Origin of the sequence: Virgibacillus byunsanensis (assembly GCF_042675965.1) — a bacterium.
Taxonomy (GTDB): Bacteria; Bacillota; Bacilli; order Bacillales; family Amphibacillaceae; genus Virgibacillus_R; species Virgibacillus_R byunsanensis.
In genome coordinates, this window is sequence record NZ_JBHTKJ010000012.1 from 60,790 (window position 1) to 85,510 (window position 24,721).

Annotated in this window: 22 protein-coding genes; 4 read left to right on the forward strand and 18 right to left on the reverse strand. The window is 36.7% G+C overall.

Annotated elements, in window-relative coordinates; all coding sequences use genetic code 11:
• Positions 1–600 precede the first annotated feature (600 nt).
• The 12 genes from ACFQ3N_RS05505 to ACFQ3N_RS05560 form a co-directional block, all read right to left on the reverse strand.
• Positions 601–2,130 carry an acyl-CoA carboxylase subunit beta gene (locus ACFQ3N_RS05505; protein ID WP_390360317.1) on the reverse strand — a complete coding sequence of 510 codons (1,530 nt, stop codon included), beginning with the start codon at positions 2,128–2,130 and terminating at the stop codon, positions 601–603.
• Positions 2,131–2,149: 19 nt separating this feature from the next.
• Positions 2,150–2,929 (reverse strand): enoyl-CoA hydratase, encoded by a 780-nt coding sequence (locus tag ACFQ3N_RS05510; RefSeq protein ID WP_390360319.1) that lies wholly within the window; start codon positions 2,927–2,929, stop codon positions 2,150–2,152.
• A gap of 209 nt (positions 2,930–3,138) precedes the next feature.
• A complete protein-coding gene (locus ACFQ3N_RS05515; RefSeq protein WP_390360321.1) occupies positions 3,139–3,351 on the reverse strand; it encodes an acetyl-CoA carboxylase biotin carboxyl carrier protein subunit in 213 nt (70 codons plus the stop codon).
• Positions 3,352–3,364: 13 nt separating this feature from the next.
• Positions 3,365–4,720 (reverse strand): acetyl-CoA carboxylase biotin carboxylase subunit, encoded by a 1,356-nt coding sequence (locus ACFQ3N_RS05520; protein ID WP_390360323.1) that lies wholly within the window; start codon positions 4,718–4,720, stop codon positions 3,365–3,367.
• 10 nt (positions 4,721–4,730) lie between these two features.
• Positions 4,731–6,365 carry an AMP-binding protein gene (locus ACFQ3N_RS05525; protein ID WP_390360325.1) on the reverse strand — a complete coding sequence of 545 codons (1,635 nt, stop codon included), beginning with the start codon at positions 6,363–6,365 and terminating at the stop codon, positions 4,731–4,733.
• A gap of 24 nt (positions 6,366–6,389) precedes the next feature.
• A complete protein-coding gene (locus ACFQ3N_RS05530; protein WP_390360327.1) occupies positions 6,390–7,532 on the reverse strand; it encodes an acyl-CoA dehydrogenase family protein in 1,143 nt (380 codons plus the stop codon).
• Positions 7,533–7,607: 75 nt separating this feature from the next.
• Positions 7,608–8,237: a TetR/AcrR family transcriptional regulator gene (locus ACFQ3N_RS05535; RefSeq protein WP_390360329.1), complete on the reverse strand. Its 630-nt coding sequence runs from the start codon at positions 8,235–8,237 to the stop codon at positions 7,608–7,610.
• A 171-nt stretch (positions 8,238–8,408) separates the two neighbouring features.
• Positions 8,409–10,862, reverse strand: a complete 2,454-nt coding sequence (parC, locus tag ACFQ3N_RS05540; RefSeq protein WP_390360331.1) for a DNA topoisomerase IV subunit A — start codon at positions 10,860–10,862, stop codon at positions 8,409–8,411.
• Positions 10,863–10,881: 19 nt separating this feature from the next.
• Complete coding sequence (gene parE, locus ACFQ3N_RS05545) at positions 10,882–12,834, reverse strand: DNA topoisomerase IV subunit B (RefSeq protein WP_390360333.1); 1,953 nt, start codon at positions 12,832–12,834, stop codon at positions 10,882–10,884.
• 449 nt (positions 12,835–13,283) lie between these two features.
• Positions 13,284–13,700 carry a CoA-binding protein gene (locus tag ACFQ3N_RS05550; protein WP_390360335.1) on the reverse strand — a complete coding sequence of 139 codons (417 nt, stop codon included), beginning with the start codon at positions 13,698–13,700 and terminating at the stop codon, positions 13,284–13,286.
• Positions 13,701–13,720: 20 nt separating this feature from the next.
• Complete coding sequence (locus tag ACFQ3N_RS05555; protein ID WP_390360337.1) at positions 13,721–15,244, reverse strand: ABC transporter permease/substrate-binding protein; 1,524 nt, start codon at positions 15,242–15,244, stop codon at positions 13,721–13,723.
• Positions 15,241–16,308: an ABC transporter ATP-binding protein gene (locus ACFQ3N_RS05560; RefSeq protein WP_390360339.1), complete on the reverse strand. Its 1,068-nt coding sequence runs from the start codon at positions 16,306–16,308 to the stop codon at positions 15,241–15,243. Before ACFQ3N_RS05560 ends, ACFQ3N_RS05555 begins: the two co-directional genes overlap by 4 nt.
• A gap of 1,007 nt (positions 16,309–17,315) precedes the next feature.
• On the opposite strand from ACFQ3N_RS05560, the gene plsY reads away from it, so the two are divergent.
• The 4 genes from plsY to ACFQ3N_RS05580 all read left to right on the forward strand — a co-directional run bounded on the left by plsY (position 17,316) and on the right by ACFQ3N_RS05580 (position 19,492).
• Positions 17,316–17,900: a glycerol-3-phosphate 1-O-acyltransferase PlsY gene (plsY, locus tag ACFQ3N_RS05565; protein WP_390360341.1), complete on the forward strand. Its 585-nt coding sequence runs from the start codon at positions 17,316–17,318 to the stop codon at positions 17,898–17,900.
• Between the two features lie 92 nt (positions 17,901–17,992).
• Positions 17,993–18,925: a GTP cyclohydrolase FolE2 gene (gene folE2 / locus ACFQ3N_RS05570; RefSeq protein WP_390360342.1), complete on the forward strand. Its 933-nt coding sequence runs from the start codon at positions 17,993–17,995 to the stop codon at positions 18,923–18,925.
• Positions 18,926–18,942: 17 nt separating this feature from the next.
• Positions 18,943–19,176, forward strand: a complete 234-nt coding sequence (gene yidD, locus ACFQ3N_RS05575) for a membrane protein insertion efficiency factor YidD (RefSeq protein WP_390360344.1) — start codon at positions 18,943–18,945, stop codon at positions 19,174–19,176.
• 28 nt (positions 19,177–19,204) lie between these two features.
• Positions 19,205–19,492, forward strand: a complete 288-nt coding sequence (locus ACFQ3N_RS05580; protein WP_390360346.1) for a HesB/YadR/YfhF family protein — start codon at positions 19,205–19,207, stop codon at positions 19,490–19,492.
• Positions 19,493–19,519: 27 nt separating this feature from the next.
• Here ACFQ3N_RS05580 and ACFQ3N_RS05585 read toward each other — a convergent pair whose 3' ends face one another.
• The 6 genes from ACFQ3N_RS05585 to acnA all read right to left on the reverse strand — a co-directional run bounded on the left by ACFQ3N_RS05585 (position 19,520) and on the right by acnA (position 24,478).
• The gene (locus ACFQ3N_RS05585) at positions 19,520–19,819 is read right to left on the reverse strand and encodes a hypothetical protein (RefSeq protein WP_390360347.1); all 300 of its coding nucleotides are present in this window, start codon (positions 19,817–19,819) and stop codon (positions 19,520–19,522) included.
• The gene (locus tag ACFQ3N_RS05590) at positions 19,819–20,244 is read right to left on the reverse strand and encodes an acyl-CoA thioesterase (protein ID WP_390360349.1); all 426 of its coding nucleotides are present in this window, start codon (positions 20,242–20,244) and stop codon (positions 19,819–19,821) included. Before ACFQ3N_RS05590 ends, ACFQ3N_RS05585 begins: the two co-directional genes overlap by 1 nt.
• A 133-nt stretch (positions 20,245–20,377) precedes the next feature.
• On the reverse strand, positions 20,378–20,608 hold the full coding sequence (tlp, locus tag ACFQ3N_RS05595) for a small acid-soluble spore protein Tlp (RefSeq protein WP_390360350.1): 231 nt from the start codon (positions 20,606–20,608) through the stop codon (positions 20,378–20,380).
• Positions 20,609–20,762: 154 nt separating this feature from the next.
• Positions 20,763–20,897 (reverse strand): FbpB family small basic protein, encoded by a 135-nt coding sequence (locus ACFQ3N_RS05600; RefSeq protein WP_390360352.1) that lies wholly within the window; start codon positions 20,895–20,897, stop codon positions 20,763–20,765.
• Between the two features lie 82 nt (positions 20,898–20,979).
• Positions 20,980–21,561, reverse strand: coding sequence for a redoxin domain-containing protein (locus tag ACFQ3N_RS05605; protein WP_390360354.1), 582 nt, complete (start codon positions 21,559–21,561; stop codon positions 20,980–20,982).
• 211 nt (positions 21,562–21,772) lie between these two features.
• Positions 21,773–24,478: an aconitate hydratase AcnA gene (acnA, locus tag ACFQ3N_RS05610; RefSeq protein ID WP_390360356.1), complete on the reverse strand. Its 2,706-nt coding sequence runs from the start codon at positions 24,476–24,478 to the stop codon at positions 21,773–21,775.
• Positions 24,479–24,721 lie beyond the last annotated feature (243 nt).

The window sequence follows — 24,721 nt, forward strand, 5'->3', positions numbered from 1 at the left end:
ATTTCTATTTTATGTAAATAATATTATTTCGTTATTATAAATAACAAAAAGAACCTTTGTATCCATTTAAGAATACGAAGGTTCTTTATAATGTCTAGGAAATTATAAAGTCAGGAGCCTGTAGATAATTTATTGACTGTGTAAGCCGCGTCCAGCTCCGACGTACAGGACGTACTAGTGCCGATGACGCCACAGGATAAGGAAAGCTCCCCTGAAAAGCATCGCACGCAGAAAAAGCGCTTTTCTTTTTCAAGGACGTGGCGTTTTCATCGGCCAGCGCCCGTACTGCTAGCGGGCTTCCTTATCCTCCTTACGATAAGTCAACATCGAATCGCTTAGCAAAGGAAGGCCGACTAAAAGCGGGCTCCCGACTCAACGTCGGCATACCCCTATGAAGGGGCATGTTTCCTTTTAGATGAACTTGACTTTTCGCCAATAATGGCGAAAGTCAGAGTGAATCTTATACTCTGGAGTGAATCTCATGCGGATTTGGAAGATCGACTAACTTCGCCGCTTTGCGCGAACGTCGACCCACCCGCGATGCGCGGACGCAGCCATACGTCGCTAAACGGGCGCTTGCGCTTTTGTTCGTACGTAACATTAAACTGGGTACACCCCATGTTTACGTTCTGTGAACGTTACGTTTTTTGACTCATACATGTTAAATCTCTTAATCAATTCATCTCTTAGTTTATCAGGATCTACAATCGCATCAATTACCATTTCAGAAGCTAACCTGTAAATATCAATGTTATCTTTATACTCTTCTTGTTTTTCCTTTATAAAGGCTGGTCTTTCCTCCTCTGGTAACGCTGCAATCTTATTTGCATAAACAGCATTCACCGCTGCTTCAGGTCCCATTACAGCTATTTGTGCCGTAGGTAATGCAATGCAGCAATCTGGTTCAAATGCAGGGCCTGCCATAGCATATAGACCTGCTCCATAAGCTTTTCGGACTACTACAGAAATTTTTGGAACTGTAGCTTCACTCATAGAAGCTAGCATTTTAGCGCCATGACGAATGATTCCCGCACGCTCTACCCTTGTTCCAATCATAAATCCAGGAATGTCCATTAGGAACAACAACGGAATATTAAAAGCGTCACATAACTGAATAAATTTGGCAGCCTTATCCGCTGAATCAGGGAATAGTACTCCACCTTTCATACGAGGCTGATTTGCAATAATCCCTACAGACTTACCGTTCATTCGCCCCAGTCCGGTAATTAATTCAGGTGCAAATTTCTTTTTAATTTCACAAAAACTATCTTCATCTATGATTCGATCGATGAAATCATACATATTAAAAGGAGCATTTTGGTTTTCAGGTATTAGGTCTGTTATAGTTTTTTCAAATGACTTTATTTCCTTTGGTTCAACTTTGTTAGGTTTTTCTTTAAAGCTAGCAGGGAAATAACTTAAATAATTACGGGTATAGCTAATAGCTTCCTCCTCAGATTTCACCAGCACATCTCCACAGCCTGAAATAGAACAGTGCATCTGAGCGCCACCCATTTCTTCTAGACTAACTTTTTCTCCAATTACCTTTTCAGCCATTCGAGGGGATCCAAGATACATAGATGCATTGCCGTCAACCATTATGACGATATCACAAAATGCTGGAATGTAAGCACCACCAGCAGCCGATGGTCCAAATAGTAGGCATACCTGCGGAACACGACCAGAAAGTTTTATTTGATTGTGAAATATTCTGCCTGCTCCACGTCTGCCAGGGAACATTTCAACCTGATCTGTAATTCTTGCTCCTGCTGAATCTACTAGATATAACATTGGTATGTCTAATTTTTCTGCTGTTTCTTGAATACGAATTATCTTTTCTACTGTATGTTTGCCCCATGAACCAGCTTTTACTGTTGAATCGTTTGCCATGACACATACAGCTTGGCCGTTGACTCTACCAATTCCAGTTACGACACCATCTGAAGGCAAACTATCATCCATACAGTTTGCAAAAAAAGCATCTTCAATATCGATCTCTTCATCAAATAATAATTTTAAGCGGTCACGAACAAATAATTTACCTTTTTCTTCGTTTTTTTGGTGATATTTCTCGTGTCCACCTTTTTCTATTTTTTCCACTCGTTCTTTTAAGTCTTCTACATATGACATGTTTTGTGACCTCCTGCGATTATTTACCTTTATATACAGGTTTTCTTTTTCCTCTGAATGCTTGTAATCCTTCTGTACGATCGCCTGTTGGAATCGTTTCTTTATAGCACAAGTGTTCTATAGCTAAACCTGTTGTAATATCTGTTTGAAAACCTTGATTAATAGCTGTTTTTGCCTGTTTTATTGCGACAGGACCGTTGTTACTTATTAATCTGGCTATTTCAATGGCACTTTCTACTACATCATTGGATATTGTTTTCTTTTCAATCAAACCAATCTCAAGTGCTTCCGTTGATGTTACCGGCTTTGCTGTATAAATCAGACGTTTTGCCTGCCCTAAACCAATCAAGCGGGAAAGGCGTTGTGTACCGCCCGCACCAGGTATAATAGCAAGTGAGGTTTCAGTGAGTCCCATCTTTGCGTTTTCTGATGCAATTCGAATGTCACAAGCTAGTGCAAGTTCTAGACCACCACCAAATGCAACACCATTCATAGCAGCTATAACTGGGATTTTCAGTTGTTCAACAGTAGTTACCGACTTACCAATGTAACTTACAGCACTAATAACTTGATCATCAGACATTTCTTTTCTTTCCTTTAAGTCAGCACCAGCACAGAAAGCCTTTTCACCTGCTCCGGTAATAATGACACAGCGAATCGTTTCGGTTTGATCAATACGTTGCAGGTGATTATTTAGTTCATCCAGTAAATTTTTCGACATTGCATTGGCTACTTCTGGGCGGTTAAGTGTGAGTATTGCAATGTGCTCTTCTATTATTTTGTAGTCAATTAAAGGCACATAAACACTCCTTTCCTCTATCATTATTTTTATTAGAAAACTGGGCTTATCGTTAAAGGGATTCTTAGTAAGCGTACTTTGCTTTCTTAGAGTCCCTTATGCTCTGGAGTGCAATCCTTTATGGAGAAAGCCTTAGTTGCACTTATGTAGATAAGAAAATTTTTTCTTTCTTATCTACTAAAATAGGATAGTAGTTTAGGCTCTATTTATTATCCAACAATTGCAATAACATCGCCTTCATTAACGAAGTCGCCCTCAGCTACTTTTAATTCCTTAACTGTACCTCCTGTTTCAGTTGCAATTGGTATCTCCATCTTCATAGACTCAAGTATGACGATATCTTGCCCATCCTTTACCTCTTCCCCTTCACTAACTGTTATTTTCCATACACTTCCTGCCATAGTTGCTTTAATTTCTTCCATGATAAAATCCTCCTTATTTTGTTTTAATCAGTGGTAAATAATAATCTTGCACAAAAGATGTCAACGTATTTCCTTTTTTAAACTGCTCATGTTCAATCGTTTTTAGTAACATTGGTATATTTGTTTTTATACCTTCTATTTTATACTGTAATAGAGCATCTTTTAACATGGAAATAGCCTCATCTCGATTCGATCCTTTCACTATTAATTTAGCAATCATTGGATCGTAGAACGGTGTGACATCATAATTATTTGTTACAGCTACTTCGTTTCTTATGTTCTCTCCTGTTGGTATGTTGAACGTATTTATATGCCCAGGTGATGGAAAGAATGTTTCTGGGTCTTCTGCATAAATTCTTACTTCAATAGCATGCCCATCAATTTCCAACGTATTTTGATCGATATCGAGTGCTTTACCGTTAGCTATATCGATTTGCTTTTCTACAATATCCAACCCGGTAATTTCTTCTGTTACTGGATGTTCAACCTGGATACGTGTATTCATTTCTAAGAAGTAGAATTTTTCATGATCATCAACTAAAAACTCAATTGTTCCTGCATTGATATAACCTAATGCTTTTGCTGCCTTAACGGATGCCTCGCCCATTGCATCTCTAGTTGACTGTGAGATGAATGAAGATGGAGCTTCTTCTATTACTTTCTGATTTCTTCGTTGGATAGAACATTCTCGTTCAAACAAGTGAACGACATTACCGTGTTGATCGGCTAAAAGCTGTATTTCGATATGTCTAGCATTCTCAAGCTTTTTCTCCATAAACATAGCACCATCTCCAAAAAAGGTTTGGGCACGTTTAGAATTATTTGCGAATGCTTTTACCAATTCATCATCAGATGTTACAACCTGCATGCCTATTCCACCGCCTCCAGCAGAGGCTTTAAGCATAATGGGATACCCAATATCTTTAGCAATCTTAATTGCTTCATCAGAGTCACTTAAAGCTCCATCTGTACCAGGAACTACAGGGACCCCAGCTGCTTGCATGGCTTTTCTGGCTTCGATTTTACTTCCCATTTTGCCCATCACTTCTTCTGTTGGTCCAATAAATAGAATGCCTGATTCTTTACATTTCATTGCAAATTGACCATTTTCACTTAAAAATCCATATCCTGGGTGAATGGCATCAACACCTGCTTCTTTAGCAATAGAAATAATTTTATCGACATGTAAATAGCTTTCATTAACACGAGATGGGCCAAGCAAATAACTTTCATCTGCCATGGAAACAAATGGAGCTTTTTGATCTGCTTCAGAAAATACTGCAACTGTATGAATACCCATTTTAGCGCATGTACGAATAATCCGGGAAGCAATCTCCCCTCTGTTTGCAATCAGTACTTTTTTAATCATCTACTCTCTCCTATTTGTTAAATTGTTGAACTGCTATTTCTTTTAGTTTAAATTTCTGTATTTTTCCACTTGCAGTCATTGGATACGCGTCAACAAATTCAATATACTTAGGGATTTTATGGTGTGATATTCTACCTTCGCAATACGATTTTACATCATTTTCAGTTAACAAATTACCTTCTTTTAAGATAATCCAGGCCATTACTTCTTCACCATATTTCGCATCTGGCAGTCCAATTACTTGCACGTCCATTATTGCTGGGTGTTGATAGAGAAACTCTTCAATTTCTCTGGGATAAATATTTTCGCCCCCTCGAATGATCATATCTTTCATCCGTCCGGTAATTTCCATATAACCATTTTCATCTATTTGCGCAAGATCTCCAGTATGAAGCCATCCAGCAGTATCAATAGCTGCATTTGTAGCATCAGGGTTGTTATAATACCCTTTCATAACATGATATCCTCTAGTACACAATTCTCCAGGTACTCCTTGTATCTGTTCTTCGTTTGTGCCAGGTACCATTATCTTCACTTCAACATTCGGGTGTGGTTTTCCAACAGTACTAGCCTTCACTTCGATTGGATCATCAGTTTTTGTTTGGGTAATAACTGGTGATGATTCTGTTTGACCATATGCAATGGTGATTTCTGATGCCCCCATTTTTGTCATCACATCATTCATCACTTCAATTGGACAAGTTGATCCTGCCATGATACCTGTACGTAAATATGAGAAATCATACTTAGAGAAGTTCGGATGATTCAGTTCTGCGATAAACATTGTAGGTACACCATGTAACCCTGTACATTTTTCCTCAGAGACTGCTTTCATGACTTGATCAGGATCAAACTGTTCCAAAATAACCATGGTTGCCCCTTTGGAAACCGCAGCAAGTACACCTAATACACAGCCGAAACAGTGGAAAAACGGAACAGGTATACAAAGGCGATCGTTGTTGGTCAATTTCATACAGTCTGCTATTTGATTGCCATTATTGACGATATTATGATGAGTTAGCATAACACCTTTAGGAAAACCGGTTGTTCCTGAAGTATATTGCATATTGATAACATCATCATAATGTAATGAGTTCTGCCTTACTATTAATTCTTGATCAGATATCGTATTTCTTTTATCAATTAATTCATTCCAAGTATAAGCATTTGAATAATCATCATCACTTATGACAATTATGTTTTTTAAAAATGGAACTTTATCTGAGTGTAGGTTACCTTTCTCAGCTTGATCAAATTCAGGGCACACCTGTTTTAAAATGTCAATATACGATGTTCCTTTATATGATTCTGCCAAAATAAGTGTAGTAGCTTCAGATTGTTTTAATAGATACTCTAGTTCATTTGCTTGATAACTTGTATTTACTGTAACGAGAACTGCACCCATTTTTCCAGTTGCAAATTGTGTTGTAAGCCACTCTGGTTTATTATCAGACCAAATCGCAACATGTTCACCTTTTTCAATCCCAATAGACATAAGACTTTTTGCTGCTTGATTAGCCATTTGATCAAATTCTTTGTATGTTTTTCTTAAATTTAACTCAGGATAGATAACTGCTTCTTGATCTGGATATAGATTCACTTGTTCTTCTAATAATTCGCCGACAGTTGCATTGATAAGAACCATGAATTTTCCCCTCCTGTATCTATTCTAGCAGCCTAGTTGTCTTGCAATTACCATTCGTTGAATTTCCGATGTTCCTTCGCCAATTTCTAATAGTTTCGCATCACGCAAATACCTTTCCACTTCATACTCACGCATGTAGCCATAACCACCGTGAATTTGAATGGCTTGATTAGCATTACGAAAAGCAGTCTCAGTGGCATATAATTTTGCGTAAGCAGCTTCTTTTGAGAATGGTTTGTCATGATCTTTTAGCCATGCAGCTTTGTACACCATGTTCCGTGCAAGTTCTACTTCCATAGCCATGTCTGCAAGCTTAAATTGAATTGCTTGAAAGTCAGATATAGGTTTACCAAATTGTTTTCGTTCTTTTGCATAATTTAATGCTTTATCCAAAGAAGCTTGAGCAATACCTAAACCAAGTGCAGCTATAGATATTCTCCCACCATCCAAGGTATAAAGAAATTGCTTAAAGCCTTTTTCTGGATCTCCCAGTAAATTTTCCTTTGGCACACGAACACTGTCTAATACAATCTCGGCTGTGTCTGAACCACGAACACCCATTTTGTCATAATTACTTGTAATCGATATTCCGTTCGAATCGGTTGGAACGATAATTGCTGAGATAATATTTTTTCCACGATGATCTTTACCTGTGACAGCGGTTACAATTATTGTCTTTGCAAAACTAGCATTCGTGATAAAGCATTTTTCGCCATTTATTATGTAATCATCGCCATCTTCCACGGCAGTCGTTTTCGTACCACCTGCATCAGATCCTGCATTTGGTTCTGTTAGACCAAAAGCCCCTAAAGCTTTACCTTCAGCCATTGGTGTTAAGAACTTTTTCTTTTGTTCTTCTGTTCCAAAATAATAGATTGGGCTTGCCCCAAGTGATACTGTAGCAGCAAAGCTTAACCCCGTGCTTCCGCAAACACGGCCAACTTCTTCTACTGCAATAGCATAGGAAAGTGTGTCGCCATCAGAACCACCATATTTTTCTGAGAAAGGTATTCCCAACAGACCCAATTCACCCATTTGCTCAAATATGTCTAATGGAAATTTAGCTTCTGTATCAATCTCAATCGCCCTTGGCTTTATTACGTTCTCTGCAAAATCTTGTACCATTTTTCTAATCATGGTTTGTTCTTTCGTCAATTCAAAGTTCATGTTGATCCCCCTTATAAATTGTAAACACAAGACCGACTGGTTGGTCTGTTCGGATGAATAAAAAAAACTGGATTGTCAAATAAAATTAAGATCACTGCTTGACTTTGTATTGTCTTCCAACAACGAACGCAATATCAAATCGACAAAAATGTCACCAATTTCATCTATTGTTTTTGAACCTGATTGCTTATACCATTTGTATGTCCAGTTTACCATTCCTAAAATAGCCATACCAGTAATTTCAGTGGACAAATCTTCTCTAAACTCCCCTTGATTCTTTCCTTCTTGTATTACTCCAATTAATAGATGTTTGAACTGGTCACGTTTTTTCTTTATTAATGTCTCATATTGTGGTTTCAGGTATATATTCTCCTGATAGAAAACAGATATATGAGGTTTATACAGATCAAATACCTTCACAAAATCCTTAACAATTGCTTGAAGCTTTTTTGTCGGTGAATGATACGTATTACTTGCTGTGGTTGCTTTTTCTAACACATAGGTTATAAACGTATCATGTATGACAAACAATAATTCATCCTTAGAAGTAAAATGGTGATAAAATCCACCTTTAGAAGTGCCAACCTCTTCTACAATTTGATTTACTGTAACACCGTGAAAACCATTCTTTTCAAACATTGGTAATGCAGTATGAATAATTTGTTTTCGTAAATCCGTTATAAACCCTCCTTCCATAAAATTCATAATAACTTTAACATAGTTTTCAGAATATATAAAGTGTTTTAAATAAATATTAGAAAACTTGGCTTATCGCCAAGCTTTAGTTGCACTTAATGCAGATAAGAAAATTTTATGCTTTCTTATCTGCTAAAAAAAGACAGCTTCAAATTACGAAGCTATCTTTTCCTATAGTAATTATTCATCTATGGAGTCCATAAAAGGTTTTGAATAAGTTGCTTTCTTCCAAACGTCGGTTACTTCGCCTTGATTGTCAGTATCAATGACAAATGAACCGTTACTATATCTGTCACTAGTTGAAAGTTCTAGCGGAAATAGACTGTGTGTTTCCCCCTTACTTGTTTCAAAACTAATGGTGTCGTTTTCATTAATCACAAAAAATCCTTTTACACGATGTGGTTTATTTTTCAGTTCACGTAGCATCACTAAACCACGTTTTGCACGACTCGATTTTTCAAACTCCCTTAATCGCATTCGTTTACATGCGCCACGTTGTGTCACCACTAAAATCGACGGTTCAGATAGATCATCAAATACTTGTCCATTAACGACGTATTCATCTTCTTTTAATTGAATTGCTTTCACACCTGCTGCCCGTTGACCAACAACAGAAACTTCGGATTCGTGGTACCATAATCCATAGCCTTTATTGGATGCAAGGAACACATCAGAATTACCATTAGTCTGATAAACATTAACAACTTCATCATCGTTTTTTAAATTTAATGCAATCAATGCTTTAGAATAGCGAGTTGCATCATACAGGCTTAATTCACTACGTTTTATCATTCCATTTTTGGTGAAGAACAGAAGGTAATTATCTTGATCAAAGTCACGAACCGGTATCGTTTGAATGATTCGTTCATTTTTATCGATCGAGACAATATTTGAAATATGTTGTCCAATATCCTTCCACCTAATATCCGGTAATTCATGAACTGGTAGGAATAAATATTTCCCCTGGTTTGTAAACAGAAGAATCTTATCTTTTGTATTTAGTTCTAGTAATCCAACGAGATGATCCTCATCTTTAATAGCTAAATCTTCACCGTTTGAGGCCCCATAGGAACGTAAACTTGTGCGTTTGATATACCCGTCTCTAGTTACAGATACTAGTATGTCTTCACTAGCAACTGTGACCTCGATATCTATCTTTAACTCTTCTATTTTGTTTTCTATAACTGTGCGACGTTCATCAGAAAAAGTCTTCTTGAGCTGTCTTAAATCTTTCTTGATGGTTTGATATAGCTTTTTTTCACTACCTAAAATAGATTCCATTTCCACTATTTTTTTACGTAATTCGTCCGCTTCTTTTTCAAGAGAAGTTATGTCAGTATTAGTTAATCTATATAATTGCAGCATTACAATCGCTTCTGCTTGTGCTTCAGTAAACTCATATTTATCAATAATGCGTTTTTTGGCATCTTGTTTATCCTTTGAAGCGCGTATGGTTGCAATTAATTCATCTAGTATGGAAATGGCTTTAATTAGCCCTTCTACTATGTGTGCTCGTTCATTAGCTTTTCTTAAATCATACGTTGTTTGCCTAACCATTACTTCCTTTTGGTGTGATATGTAAGCATCAAGCATCGATGGTAACGATAATACTTTTGGAGTCTTATCTTGAATGGCTACCATATTGAAGTGGTATGTAACCTGTAAATCTGTATTTTTATACAAGTAGTTTAAAATACCTTCACTATTTACTTCTTTTTTTAACTCTACAACGACACGAAGCCCCGTTCGATCGGTTTCATCACGTACTTCCGCAATTCCTTCTACCTTACGATCAATCCGTAACTCGTCCATTTTTTTAACCATGCTCGCTTTATTAATCTCATAAGGTATTTCATCAATCACAATTTGTTGTCGATTCCCTCGGATATCTTCTACTTTTGCTTTACCACGAACCATAACTTTTCCGCGTCCTGTTTCATATGCTTTCTTTATTCCTTCCATACCTTGAATTATTCCGCCGGTTGGAAAGTCTGGACCTTTTATCACTTTCATTAATTCTTCTACTGATACAGTAGGTTTATCAATTTTCATAATTACCGCATCAATTACTTCTGCAAGATTATGTGGTGGAATATCAGTTGCATACCCTGCAGAAATTCCTGTTGACCCATTAACTAATAGGTTGGGAAATTTAGCAGGCAATACAACTGGTTCTGAATCGGTATCATCAAAATTTGGTATAAAGTCTACTGTTTCTTTTTCAATATCACGTAACAGTTCAGAAGCTATTTTCGATAGTCTTGCTTCTGTATAACGCATTGCAGCCGGTGGATCTCCATCGGTACTACCATTATTACCATGCATCTCCACTAACACATTTCTTACTTTCCAATCTTGACTAAGACGAATCATCGCTTCATATACAGATGAATCCCCGTGTGGGTGATAGTTACCAATTACAGTACCCACTGTTTTTGCTGATTTACGGAAGTTTTTATCATACGTATTTTTTTCTTCATGCATCGCATATAGAATCCTGCGCTGTACTGGTTTTAATCCGTCACGTGCATCTGGTAAAGCTCTTTCCTGAATAATGTATTTACTGTACCTTCCAAACCGGTCTCCAATTACTTCCTCTAATGGAAGGTCTAAATAGTTTTCTGGCTGTGACAAAACAACCCCCCCTTTTTAATTAACTGTGAAGTTTATCGTTTTCTAATATATTTGCGTCTTCGGTCATACCAAATTCTACATGGCCTTCAATCCATTTTCTTCTTGGTTCAACCTTGTCTCCCATTAAAGTTGTTACTCTTCGTTCAGCTCTTGCAAGGTCTTCAATTGTCACACGGATCAATGTTCTTGATTCTGGATTCATCGTAGTTTCCCAAAGCTGATCTGCGTTCATTTCGCCTAAACCTTTATAGCGTTGGATAATATATCCGTTTTTAAATTCTTTTATTGCTTTTCTCATTTCATCATCATCCCAAGCATAGACAATTTTCTCTTTTTTACCTTTTCCTTTTGAAACTTTATATAAGGGTGGCAATGCGATATATATTTTTCCGGCTTCAATAAGGGAACGCATATATCGGTAAAAAAATGTCAGTAATAATACTTGAATATGAGCACCATCTGTATCAGCATCAGTCATAATTACTATTTTATCGTATTGTACATCTTCTAAATCGAAATCTCCGCCGACACCAGCACCAATTGTATGAATGATGGTAGAAATCTCTTCATTTTTTAAAACATCCTGAAGTTTAGCTTTCTCTGTGTTAATAACTTTACCTCTTAAAGGTAATACGGCCTGAAATTTACGATCTCTTCCTTGTTTAGCTGAGCCCCCTGCAGAATCACCCTCCACTAGGTACAATTCATTCTTTTTGGGGTTTTTAGACTGTGCTGGAGTTAACTTGCCACTTAAAATTGCATCTTTCCTTCGCTTTTTCTTACCCGACCTTGCATCTTCTCGAGCTTTACGTGCCGCTTCACGAGCTTCTTTTGCTTTGATTGCTTTACGGATTAGCAAATTTGAAACGTCTGGATTCTCTTCTAAGAAATAGGAAAGTTTTTCAGATACGACTGAATCTACTGCAGATCTCGCTTCAGATGTGCCTAATTTCCCTTTTGTTTGTCCCTCAAATTGAAGGATTTCTTCTGGAATACGAACAGAAACAATCGCTGTGAATCCTTCACGGATGTCTGTTCCTTCTAGGTTTTTATCTTTTTCTTTTAAGAGCGAAGTTCTTCTCGCATAATCATTGACAGTTCTTGTAATAGCAGTTCGGGCGCCTGACTCATGCGTACCACCATCACGTGTACGGACATGATTCACAAAAGAAAGCATACTTTCTGCATATCCATCATTAAATTGAAATGCAAAATCAACTTCAATGTCATGCTGTTCCCCTTCAAATGAAACAACTTGATGAAGTGTATCCTTTTCCTCATTTAAATAATCTACAAATGACTGCAACCCATCTGGAAACTGATACTCTTCCTTTAGTTTTTCGCGTTCATCAATAGCTTCTATCTTTAAGCCTTTTAATAAAAAGGCAGCCTCACGTAAACGTTCTGTAAGTGTTTCAAAATTGTACGTCGTATTAGAGAATATAGTTTCGTCAGGTTTAAAGTGAATAATAGTCCCCTTTTTCTTGGTCGGTCCTTTTTTTTCAAGTTTTCCAACTGGTTTCCCACCATGTTCAAACCGTTGATAGTATGTATTTCCATCACGGAAAGTGGTAATTTCCATCCACTCAGACAAAGCGTTAACAACAGAAGCTCCGACGCCGTGAAGGCCACCACTCGTTTTATATCCGCCTTGACCAAATTTACCTCCTGCATGTAATACAGTAAATATGACTTCCATGGTTGGCTTTCCGGTACTGTGCATTCCAGTAGGAATACCTCTACCACTATCTTCAACTGAAATGCTGTTATCCTTATGTACAGTTACTTTTATTCTTTCACCATAACCAGCTAAGGCTTCATCAACTGCATTATCAACAATTTCAAAAACCAAATGATGCAATCCACGCAGATCTGTACTACCTATATACATACCGGGTCTTTTCCTGACTGCATCTAAACCTTCTAGTACTTGTATGGAATCATCTGTATATTGTAATGATTGTTTTGACATGTAACTTTTGACCCCTTCCTTTTTTCCTTACCCCTTCACTTATCGTTCTATTATAATAATAGAACGAACGTTTGCCAATTTATTTTTATTTATTCGTCCTATTCTTAAACATGTTAATAAGTATACTACATTTAAAAACAGATTGTATAGAGAACAAAAACATTTGAACATACAAAGAACAAAAGCTAGAAGCGCCTTGAAAGACACGACAAGTATAAGCGTGGATGCCTTTATCACACCCTGGAGTGTCTTGAAAACACCACGTCCTTGAAAAAAGAAAAACGCTTTTCTGCGTGTGATGTTTTTCAGGGAAGCATTCCTTGTCCTTTACGTCGAATCTGGAGGTGGTATTCACAGTTAATACATTAATCCAGTCTCGGAAATTTTATGATTTTGCCTGTACGAATCAAAAAGGATGACCACTCACAGTCATCCTTTAAACTCGCTTATCAGTTTAATAATACAGAGTGTACCACTTTAATGCACATATCCATTATTACAGTGAAATTTCTCTCCTTCAAGTAATCATGTGCTTCTTCATTTACAATTCCTTGTTGTGCCCAAAATACGCGGCAGTCTGTCTTTGCTGCCTCTTTGGCAATCTCAGGCAGATGCTCAGGCCTTCTGAAAACATTTATAATATCAATTTCTCCCGGAACATCCGTTAAGGAAGGATACGCTTTTTCCCCTAATACTTCATTAACGGTTGGGTTAACCGGGATAATCTTATAACCGTTTTCTTGCATTATTTTGGAGACCTGATGTGATGTACGGTTAGGATTATCAGATAATCCTACAACAGCAATCGTATTAGCTGATTCAAGCACTTCTTTTATAGTTTCGTTTGTTGGGTTTTCCCAAGACATATAACAACACTCTCCTTTTATTATTCTATAATTCCTTGTTCTGTTAAAAATTCTCTTGCTACTTCACGGGGCTCTCTGTCCTCATAATCAACTTGGTAATTCATTTCACGCATTTCCTCATCCGTTATTTTACCACCAAGTTTATTTAATATAGCCTCTATTTCGGGATATTTGTCTAACGTATCATTTCTTAGAAGTGGTGCACCCTGGTATGGTGGGAATAAGTTTTCTGCATCTTTTAATGTAACGAGATCCAATTCAATCATGTAACTATCTGTGGCGTATGCATCAATAATATCGACTTCACCATTTGATAAAGCATCCTGTCTAAGACCTGGTTCCATTGTACGGATGGTATCCAAATTTAGATCATACACATCTTGCATGCCTACATATCCATCATAGCGATCTTTAAATTCCAAGGTAAATCCTGCCGTGACTCGATCTTCAATACCCTTGAGATCACCAATTGTTTCCAAATTATACTGTTCAGCAAATGATTGAGTGGTTGAAACGGTATACGTGTTATTAAACTGCATTGGTTGCAAAAATGCCATATTATATTGTGCATTCATTCCCTGCTCTGCTTGTTGATAAACTACCTGAGAATCATTACTCTCTGTTGCTTGATCTAGATGAGTAACAATTGCTGTTCCTGTAAATTCTGGGTAAATATCAATACTTCCTTGTTGTAATGCAGAAAACACAAAAGCAGTTTTACCAAGACTAGGCCTTAGTTCTACATCTAAATCAGTCTCTTCTTCGATTAATAGCTTATACATGTTGATTAAAACCGTGGGCTCTGACCCTAACTTTGCTCCGATTACTAAATCTGTATTTTTAGATGAATTGATCATAAACGGCGAGGCAACTACTAATACCGCAATAATTAACATCGCAATGAACGATTTAAACCCAGCTTTTTTGGAGATACGTTCAAAACCTCTCAAAATAATATCTAAAATAATTGCTAACAATGCTGCTGGTATAGCTCCTAATAGAATTAAATTAATATCAGCACCACGATCAAGGCCTAAGAGTATCAATTCCCCAAGCCCACCTGCTCCAATTAATGCAGCAATCGTAGTCGTTCCAACAATTAAAACCATTGACGTCCGGATCCCCGCCATTATTACAGGCATTGCGATCGGCAATTCCACTTTTGTTAATCGTTTAAACGAATTCATACCCATACCTGTTGCTGCTTCTTTCAAAGCAGGATTAACTTCTTTAATGCCTGTGTATGTATTTCTTAATATAGGTAAAAGACCATATGCAGTTAACGCTATAATAGCAGGGGTTGTGCCAATACCAAAAAATGGTATCAAAAAAGCTAAAACGGCTAGACTCGGTATTGTCTGCATAATAGCAGATATACCAATAATAGGTTCGGCAATTCGGTTATGTGTTGTCAACAAAAGACCTAAAGGTACAGCAATGAAAATCGCTATTATAAGTGACATTAATGAAATTTGTAAATGCTCCCAGATCGTTTCAAGTAAAATATCCTGACGCTGCTGGAAAACAGAAATAAATTCATTCATTTCTGAATCACCCCGTTTTCAACCTTAGTCTTTGTTTTTAAGAAGGACACAATATTTCTATTACTAAGTGTACCGATTAGTTGTTGGTTTTTAACAACCGGGAAAATCTCCTGATCACTTGATTGAATCACTTCTGTTGCCTTATAAAGTGGCATATCATTTGCTAATATCTCACTATCAATCTGTTTCCCGTCCTTCATTGCACCGATAAAAGTATGATCTTCATCACTGATCATAAACATCCCAGTCTCGGCAAACTCATGCTGATCTACATCTTTCTTACGTAACACTTGTTTACCTGATCGATCAGCAATTACATCAATCGCGGTTTGCCAAGGTGATTTTCGTTCACCAATAAAGTCTTTTACGAAATCTGTTTTCGGATTGAGAATTAATGATTGAGGAGGATCTATTTGCACTACCCTTCCATCCTTCATTAAGCATACCTTATCACCTAGAGCCAAAGCTTCATCCATGTCATGGGTTACAAAGACTATTGTTTTTTGTATTTCTTTTTGTAACGAACGAATATCATGTTGTAATTGTTCCTTACTTATTGGATCTAATGCACTAAAAGGTTCATCCATTAAAATAATATCCGGATCTGCCGCTAAAGCCCGGATCACACCAATTCTTTGTTGTTCTCCACCAGACAATTCTCTTGGCATTCGCTTTTGATATATGTTGGGATCCAGTCCTACCATATTTAATAATTCACTAACACGCTTACGAATATCTTTTCGCTTCCACTTTTTCATTTCCGGTACAACTGCAATATTTTCTTCGATCGTCATATGAGGAAATAATGCTATTTCCTGCAATACATACCCGATGTTCCACCGTAATTCATGGATATTATAATCCTGTACGTCTTTATTATTTATGTATACGGAGCCAGACGTTGGTTCTATTAAACGATTAATCATTTTCATTGTTGTTGTCTTACCACATCCACTTGGTCCAATTAACGTTACGAGTTCCCCGTTATTTATTTGTAAAGAAAAGTCTGTTAACGCTTTTGTTCCATCTGGATATTCCTTATTTACATTTTTAAATTCTATCATCTACATCCTCCCTTAAAACTTATTTTTAGTAGATAATAAACTTACTTATCTACATAACTGCATTTAAGGCTTTCGACATTAAGGCTTGGTGATAAGTCAAGTTTTCTAATCAACATGTTATTACCCTATTATAGTATAATCAAAACATCTTTTAAAAAAGATTGTTGCCCTACGACTATTCAACAGTTGATATAAAATGCGACATAACTTGAAAACACGATTAGTGCTCCGCTACCACTACGGAAATACACTTCGCTTTCACCCATCCGGGTACAAGTGCGACATCTGCTTCGTTTCACTGCGCAGTGTCTTCTACCCGTGGGCGGCTGATGAGCCTCCTCGAGCTAACGCTCTCTGGGGTCTCAGGCTAGGAGGCTGTCCGATGGAATAATTTCTGTGAATATATATGCATTCACACTGAATTATTAATGTATAATCCACCATATTTTGAATAAATATTCGGCAATTTCACTTCGTCGGACAGCCTCCTAGGCCTCTGCTCCCACAGGATAAGGAAAGCTACATAGCTAGACATCGTACGCAGAAAATCGGTTTGTATTTTCGAGGAGTCTACGTGTATTTCCTCCGCTGTTATTTCTGTTACTGTCGTGGGACTGTATTAGTATTAATAGAACCCCTTACCAGTCAGGGTGAGCGGAGGGAGGTGACTCCTGCGGGAACAGCACGTGTCTGAAGACACCGAAGCGGTGGTTTTCCGCTTCGGAGGCTGAAGCCGTGCCCGCGGAAAGCATCCGCCCGTAGCGATCCCAGACGGCGACAATAGCACGCGTTCTTAGAAATAAGCCTAAAGTTACGTCGCAGTTTATATCTATTATGTAACAATTAATATCAATAGTAACAAACTTGCGAAATAAACCTAAAATAATCATAAATTGGTTGCTAGCATCTTGCATTTAGTTTTATCTTTTAGGTTCTTTACTTCTCTACTTCATGATAAAATAAGATTATGCTTATTTACTAGAATAATTACGAAAGAAGGACATAATATGGATTATCTTATTTTTGCTATCATTTCATATTTATTAGGCTCTATTCCCTCTGCACTTATTGTTGGGAAGTCGATATATAATATTGATGTGCGTCAGCATGGCAGTGGTAATTTGGGAGCAACAAATGCATTCCGTGTACTTGGTGTTAAAGCCGGTAGTATTGTTACAATTGCAGATATTTTAAAAGGAACAGTTGCAACCATTATTCCAATCTTATTGGCTGCTGAAGTGTACCCACTACTAATTGGACTTTTTGCAGTTTTAGGGCACACTTATCCTATATTCGCTAAATTTAAAGGTGGAAAGGCAGTTGCAACATCTGGGGGAATTATCTTAGCAGTTAGCCCCTTACTATTTCTAATTGTAATTGCTACGTTTATCATCACACTATATATATCTAAATATGTGTCTCTATCTTCCATGGTTACGGGGTTAGTTTCTGTTCTTATGGCATTTTTATTACAAGAGGAAATAGGACTCATTGTTATTATGTCAGTATTAGCTATTTTTGTGTTATACCGCCATTCAGAAAATATTAAACGTATTAAAGATAAAACGGAACCAAAAATAAAATGGATGTAAAGTGTGTACTATACTGTAAAACCAATCAATTGAATAATAAAAATGACTTCAGTATACTTTGAAATAGGCAATAGGAGAAAGGGGACACCGTTATGGATAAAATACAAACATTCCCAAATAAATCACTACCAAATAAAGCACTACGACATAAATTATTCGGATCTGTTGAGCCAGGGCCAAGATCAAAACCTGTTGAGAAAAGTGATATGGCAGATTTACAAAATACTAAAAAGGACTTTTTATTTGATTTAGATGCTGTTGGTATCGCTAACGTGAAGCACCCTATAGTGATAAAAAGCAAGCTAAAACCTACTAGTCAAACAACGATTGGCACCTTTCAATTTACATCTAGTATTGATAAATCAAGTAAAGGTACGAATATGAGTCGTTTCACTGAACACTTGAACATGTATCATGAAAAAGGGTTTACTGCAGATTTTAAGTCACTGAAACAATTTACCAAAGAGTTAGCCGTTCGACTAAAACAAAAAGACGCTACTACCATAATATCGTACCCATGGTTTTTCGAACGTCGGGGCCCTCATTCAAACCTTCCTGGGATGAATCACGCTGATGTAACAGTTACTGTATCGTATGATAAAAAAGCAGGATTTGATATGAAAGCTTCTTTATCTGGACTTATTACAACATTATGTCCTTGTTCAAAGGAAATTAGTGAATACAGTGCCCATAATCAACGTGGGCGTGTTACGATGGAAGTTGATTTAGACGAGTCCTTTGATGAAGACCATATGGACTGGAAAGAATTGCTGTTAGAAGCAGCTGAAAGTAATGCTAGTGCTCGACTACATCCCGTTTTAAAACGTCCCGATGAAAAAATGGTCACCGAACAAGCGTACGAGAACCCACGATTTGTCGAGGATATGGTTCGGTTAGTGGCTGCTGATTTGTATGAAATGAATTTTGTGACACAGTTTCAAGTAGTTTGTAGAAATGAAGAGTCTATTCATATGCATGATGCTATTGCATCTGTAACCTATAATAAACTTAATAATAATCTATAAAGGAATCGGGTATTATTATGAAGTATATATTTATCGGCTTAATTAAATTTTACCAGAAAGTAATTAGTCCATTTAAGCCACCCACATGTAGATTCTTTCCGACATGTTCAGAATATGGGTTAGAAGCCTATAAGCGATTCGGTGTATTTAAAGGCAGCTACTTAACTATAAAACGAATTAGCAAATGCCACCCTTTTCACGCTGGTGGAGTCGATTTAGTACCAGAAAAAAAGCGAAAAGAAACTAATTAAAGTGGCTATTTACTAGGAGTGTGACTACGTGAAATTACTTGTTACGAAAGAGGCAGCAAATTGGTATAAAGAAGAATTCGACGTACAACAGCCCACTTCTTTACGTTTTTATGTTCGATATGGATTTGGTGGGATTATACCAGGTTATTCTCTAGCTATTACAACAGATAAAATGGATGATGTATATGCCTCCTGTGAAGTAGGAGATATTACTTTTTTCATCAAAGAAAAAGATGCTTGGTATTTTGATGATAAGAACCTTACAATAGAATTCAATCAAGAAAAACAGGAACCAGAATTTATCTACGATGAATAACCTATAAAGGGCGTTTGAAAACGCCTTTTATAGGTTAAATTTTTTGATATGATCCAACTGATTTTCCTTAAGTAATATTTCCCTTTGTCTTTCACCAAACAAATCGAAATGTGGATATACAGGATCATTATGTATCCATTCTGCTTGTAAACCGTATTTCTCACCCCACTTTATAAGCCTTTCCATATTATTACAACCAACTTTTGTTACTGTATAACAATTTGGAAATCGTTCATCAAGCCAATAATGGGTTAGAATAGATATATTCCCTTTCCGGACCTGGTCTTTCCAGACTCTCAATTCAATTTTATTAATCCCAAAAGCCATCAAGATACCCCATTTAATTGTTGTATATATGCTTCATGCCAATCAGGGAATTTTTTTCTTAGAGAAAGTGGACGAAAACTATCTTTTTTCACAATTACATGTTTTGTTGTTCCACTTACTGCAACGTCTCCCTCTTGATTTAGGATGTTATAACCATAAATCGTTCGTACTCCATCATATTGTTCAAGCCACGTCTCAACTGATGTTTTTTCACCATATCGAATCGGCTTTTTAAACGAAATTTGGGCATCGACTACAGGTGAAACGATATGGTGTTTTTCCATATCATTATAATTAAACCCAAGATGCTCAATAAATTTTGTCCGTCCTATTTCAAACCATATTAAATAATTAGCATGATAGACAACGCCCATCTGGTCTGTTTCTTGATATCTGACTTCAATCGGCGTTTTTACTTTATTCAATTTTCCTTCCTCCTTGTATCTCATTCCCTATTTATAATATATTCTAGCATAATTTGTATATCAAATCAGACTATGTTGCTTTAGGAATAAGTAACGACAGCCTTAAATCTTAAAAGGCTGTCGTTACATTTAATTAATCTTGATTATGATGATATTCGTCCCTAATCTCGTCACGCATCCCTTCAATCGCTTCTTCTCGCCGTTTATTTTTAGCTTTAATATTTTCCTTTTCCTCACCGGAAGAGAATTGCATGGTTTCGTGTGCTTTTTCAAGATTTTGAATCGTATCCTGAACCATACCTTGTAATTTTTCTACATTATCGCTACGATCGTCTGGTTTTGGTTGGTTATTTCTTTCTGTCATTTGAATTCTCCTTTTATATTACAAATTGATGAAATATAACTATATTTTTCACATTACAGCTTTAATTATGTATGAATAAGCGGACCTTATTTTTCCCAATATAAAAACAAGGCTCTAGGAATGTATTGCTTGTGTACCTAGATCCTTGTTTTCATTAATTTTCTTTACCACTTACATTTTTAAATGATTGATGCATTCTTGACTCCATATCTTGTTCTATTCTTTCCAGTAGTACTTTATCCTCTAAGATCTGTTTACGGTTTTCCTGAACTAGCTCTTCAAACGACATTCTTTTCTTGAGAGAAATAGTAATTCACTCCTTTTTAAGAAGTATTACCATTTACTCAAAATTTTATAAAAATAACGATAAATTAATTTAGTGATTCAATCATTTCCACCATAAATTCATATGTCATAGGTCCAATTTTTCTAGGTTGCTGAATCTTGCCATCTGTACCAATGAAATAAGTAGTAGGAAGTGCGTAAGCCATGTATGTGTCATTGCTCACTTTCATATCCTTATCTAATAAAATCGGATATGTATAATTATATTGATCAATAAAATTTTCTACTTTTTTTTCATTTTTTTCTGACCATGTTAAATTGACAGCAACTATTTCAACTTCATCCTGATATTCTTCATAAAAATCTTGCATCTCAGGCATTTCTTTTTTACATGGTCCACACCAGGAAGCCCAGAAGTTTAATATTACCTTTTTCCCTCTATAATCCGATAATTTTGCTGACCCTCCAGATAGTGTTTCCAGATCAAAGTCTGGTGCTTCCTCACCTGGCTCAATTCCGCCATATTCCTCTGTTGCATCAGGAGAAACGATGGTAGCCCCATTTGAATTAACATCCTCTGCAGTGTCATTATTGGATTCTAGTATATTAAATATAAAAACACCTATTAAAGCAACCATTACCAAAATTCCAAATAATCGCTTATACATGATAATTCTCCTCTAACTCACTAATTTTCAATCTAATTTCCCATTTTACTGTTTCTAATGCTATGCCCAATGTGAATGTTTGTAAAGTAAAAAAGCATCATTGTCAAACAACGTTCATAATACAAAAACGTAAATCCATGTTTCCTGCTGCTAACAATTAAAACAGCTCCTACACTGATATGTGTAAGAGCTGCTTTTGGCTAAAAGAATATTATGCTTTTAATTTATTACGTAATACCATTGGTAGAATTCCACCATGACGGTAGTAGTCGATTTCAACATCGCTGTCGAAACGTGCAACAACGTTAAATGTTGTTGTTTTACCTTTTTCATCAACAGCAGTTACTTTTACTAGATCATGTGGCTTAACATTTTCATCAATTTCGATGTTAAATGTTTCTTTTCCTGATAAACCTAGCTTATCTGCACTCTGTCCTTTTTCAAACTGTAATGGCAGAACACCCATCATAACTAAGTTTGAACGGTGAATACGTTCGAAACTTTCTGCGATAACTGTTTTGATACCTAGTAAGTTCGTTCCTTTTGCTGCCCAGTCACGAGATGATCCCATACCGTAATCTTTACCACCCATTACGATAAGACCAGTACCATCTTGTTCGTATTTCATGGCCGCATCATAAATTGGCATTACCTCTTCAGTAGGCCAGTAGGTTGTATAACCACCTTCAGTACCTGGTGCAAGTAAGTTACGAATTCGAATGTTGGCAAATGTTCCACGCATCATAATTTCATGATTACCTCGGCGAGAACCATATGAGTTAAAGTTTCTAGGTGAAACTTGTTTCTCCTGCAAGTATTGACCTGCTGGCATATCTTTTGCAATTGCACCAGCTGGTGAAATATGGTCAGTTGTCACCGAATCGCCAAATATACCAATTGCACGTAGATTGTTCAACGGATTAACCGTACCAGCTTCTTTTGATAACTGATCAAAAAATGGAGGATTTTGAATATAAGTTGACTCTTCATCCCACTCAAACAATGGTTCATCTGTTGTGTTGATTTCATTCCATTTTTCATTAGAATTAAAAACATTCTCATATTCTTTACGGAAGATCTCAGGTTTTACAACACTTTGAACTTCATGCTTGATTTCTTCCATTGATGGCCAAATATCATTTAAGTAAATTGGCTCTCCATCCGCATCAGTACCAAGTGCATCTTTTGTTAAGTCTACATCTACAGTACCTGCTAAAGCATATGCCACAACTAATGGTGGTGATGCAAGATAGTTTGCTTTTACTAATGGGTGAATACGACCTTCAAAGTTACGGTTACCCGATAAAACGGAGGATACAGTTAAGTCGCTATCAGTAATAGCCTTCTCAATTTCCTCACGTAGTGGTCCAGAGTTCCCGATACAAGTCGTACAACCATAACCAACTAAATTGAATCCAAGCTTGTCAAGATAGCTCATTAAGCCTGAATCTTCTAAATAGCGAGTAACAACTTTAGAACCAGGTGCTAATGACGTTTTAACGTAATCCGGAACATTTAAGCCTTTTTCTACGGCTTTCTTAGCTAATAATCCAGCACCTAACATAACATATGGGTTAGATGTGTTTGTACAAGAAGTAATTGCTGCAATGGCAAGTGCTCCCGTTTTCATTACTGAAGTTTTACCATTTGGATGTTCAACAGTTACTTCTTTATCGAATTCTGATTTATCCATTCCAAAACCTTGGGTTCCAGATGGAGCAGTAATAGCCTTGTTAAATTCTTTTTGCATATTTGATAAAGAAATTAAATCTTGTGGACGTTTTGGTCCAGACAGATTTGGTTCTAAGTCACTCAAGTCAATTTCTACTAGCTCTGAGTACTCAGGATCCTTTTGATCAGGTGAATACCAAAGATCATTTTCTTTACAATATGTTTCAACTAATGAGATATGTTCCTCACTACGACCAGTAAGACGCAGGTAATTAAGAGCCTCTTTATCAACAGGGAAGAAACCACACGTTGCCCCGTACTCAGGTGCCATATTTGAAATAGTAGCACGGTCAGCAAGTGGCATATCTTGAAGTCCTGGTCCGAAGTACTCAACAAACTTTCCAACAACATTTTTCTCACGTAAAACTTGTGTTACTTTTAATGCTAAGTCTGTTGCTGTAGTGCCTTGTGGGAAGCTTCCTGTGAACTTAACACCGATAACTTCAGGTGCTGGGAAATAAGATGGTTGACCTAGCATGCCGGCCTCAGCTTCAATTCCACCCACACCCCAACCAAGAACACCAAGACCATTAATCATGGTTGTATGTGAATCAGTACCAAATAGCGTATCTGGAAATGCATCATAATTACCATCTTCATTTTCTAATGCATGTACTACGTTTGCAATATACTCAAGGTTAACCTGGTGAACAATTCCGGTTGCTGGTGGTACTGCACGGTAGTTTTCAAAGGCTTTTTGTGCCCAATGTAGAAACTCATAACGCTCACCATTACGTTCAAATTCAAGATCCATGTTGGCTTGTAATGCATTAGGTGTACCGTATTGGTCCACTTGTACGGAGTGGTCAATTACTAAATCCACAGGTACTTCTGGATTGATTTTATTCGGTTCTCCACCTAAATCAACCATTGCTTTTCTCAATGATGCAAGATCTACAACTGCAGGAACCCCTGTGAAATCCTGTAAAATAACGCGTGAAGGTTTAAAAGGTACATCTACTGCTTTACCTTTACCCCATTCAGTCAAACCTTTTACATGTTCATCATTGATTACACGTCCATCATACTGTCTTACAAGTGATTCTAATAAGACTCTGATAGAAAATGGAAGTCGTGATACTTTTCCTAAACCTGCTTCTTCTAAAGCTTTTAATTGATAATAATTATACGTTTTTCCATTTAAATCAAACTGCTTCTTAGCGTTAAACGTATTATTCTCTCCCAAGATGCTAACTCCTTTCGATCTTACTTTTGTCATATGTGAAAACACCTTCTAAATATAGACAAAAGTCTTCATTTATTTACTTAAAAAATTCTCGTAATCTAAAAAAATACAAGAATATATATCTACTTTATTATCTTAAATGAAAAAATGGTATAAAACAAATGATTAATGTTTTATACCATATACTAAAATTTTATTTATAGTGATAAAAATTACTTATATAGTTCCTGAAGAAAAAAATTA

Coding starts and splice junctions, on each gene's coding strand:
- ACFQ3N_RS05600 (WP_390360352.1), bottom strand. CDS start 20,897: ATGTCGTTTGAAGAGCTAGTTCAGGAAAACCGTAAACAGATCTTAGAG.
- ACFQ3N_RS05550 (WP_390360335.1), bottom strand. CDS start 13,700: ATGTCTTGGGAAAACCCAACAAACGAAACTATAAAAGAAGTGCTTGAA.
- ACFQ3N_RS05530 (WP_390360327.1), bottom strand. CDS start 7,532: ATGAACTTTGAATTGACGAAAGAACAAACCATGATTAGAAAAATGGTA.
- ACFQ3N_RS05505 (WP_390360317.1), bottom strand. CDS start 2,130: ATGTCATATGTAGAAGACTTAAAAGAACGAGTGGAAAAAATAGAAAAA.
- tlp (WP_390360350.1), bottom strand. CDS start 20,608: ATGACAGAAAGAAATAACCAACCAAAACCAGACGATCGTAGCGATAAT.
- ACFQ3N_RS05585 (WP_390360347.1), bottom strand. CDS start 19,819: ATGGCTTTTGGGATTAATAAAATTGAATTGAGAGTCTGGAAAGACCAG.
- ACFQ3N_RS05560 (WP_390360339.1), bottom strand. CDS start 16,308: ATGATAGAATTTAAAAATGTAAATAAGGAATATCCAGATGGAACAAAA.
- plsY (WP_390360341.1), top strand. CDS start 17,316: ATGGATTATCTTATTTTTGCTATCATTTCATATTTATTAGGCTCTATT.
- yidD (WP_390360344.1), top strand. CDS start 18,943: ATGAAGTATATATTTATCGGCTTAATTAAATTTTACCAGAAAGTAATT.
- ACFQ3N_RS05520 (WP_390360323.1), bottom strand. CDS start 4,720: ATGATTAAAAAAGTACTGATTGCAAACAGAGGGGAGATTGCTTCCCGG.
- parE (WP_390360333.1), bottom strand. CDS start 12,834: ATGTCAAAACAATCATTACAATATACAGATGATTCCATACAAGTACTA.
- folE2 (WP_390360342.1), top strand. CDS start 17,993: ATGGATAAAATACAAACATTCCCAAATAAATCACTACCAAATAAAGCA.
- ACFQ3N_RS05605 (WP_390360354.1), bottom strand. CDS start 21,561: ATGTATAAGCGATTATTTGGAATTTTGGTAATGGTTGCTTTAATAGGT.
- ACFQ3N_RS05535 (WP_390360329.1), bottom strand. CDS start 8,237: ATGAATTTTATGGAAGGAGGGTTTATAACGGATTTACGAAAACAAATT.
- ACFQ3N_RS05525 (WP_390360325.1), bottom strand. CDS start 6,365: ATGGTTCTTATCAATGCAACTGTCGGCGAATTATTAGAAGAACAAGTG.
- ACFQ3N_RS05515 (WP_390360321.1), bottom strand. CDS start 3,351: ATGGAAGAAATTAAAGCAACTATGGCAGGAAGTGTATGGAAAATAACA.
- ACFQ3N_RS05555 (WP_390360337.1), bottom strand. CDS start 15,244: ATGAATGAATTTATTTCTGTTTTCCAGCAGCGTCAGGATATTTTACTT.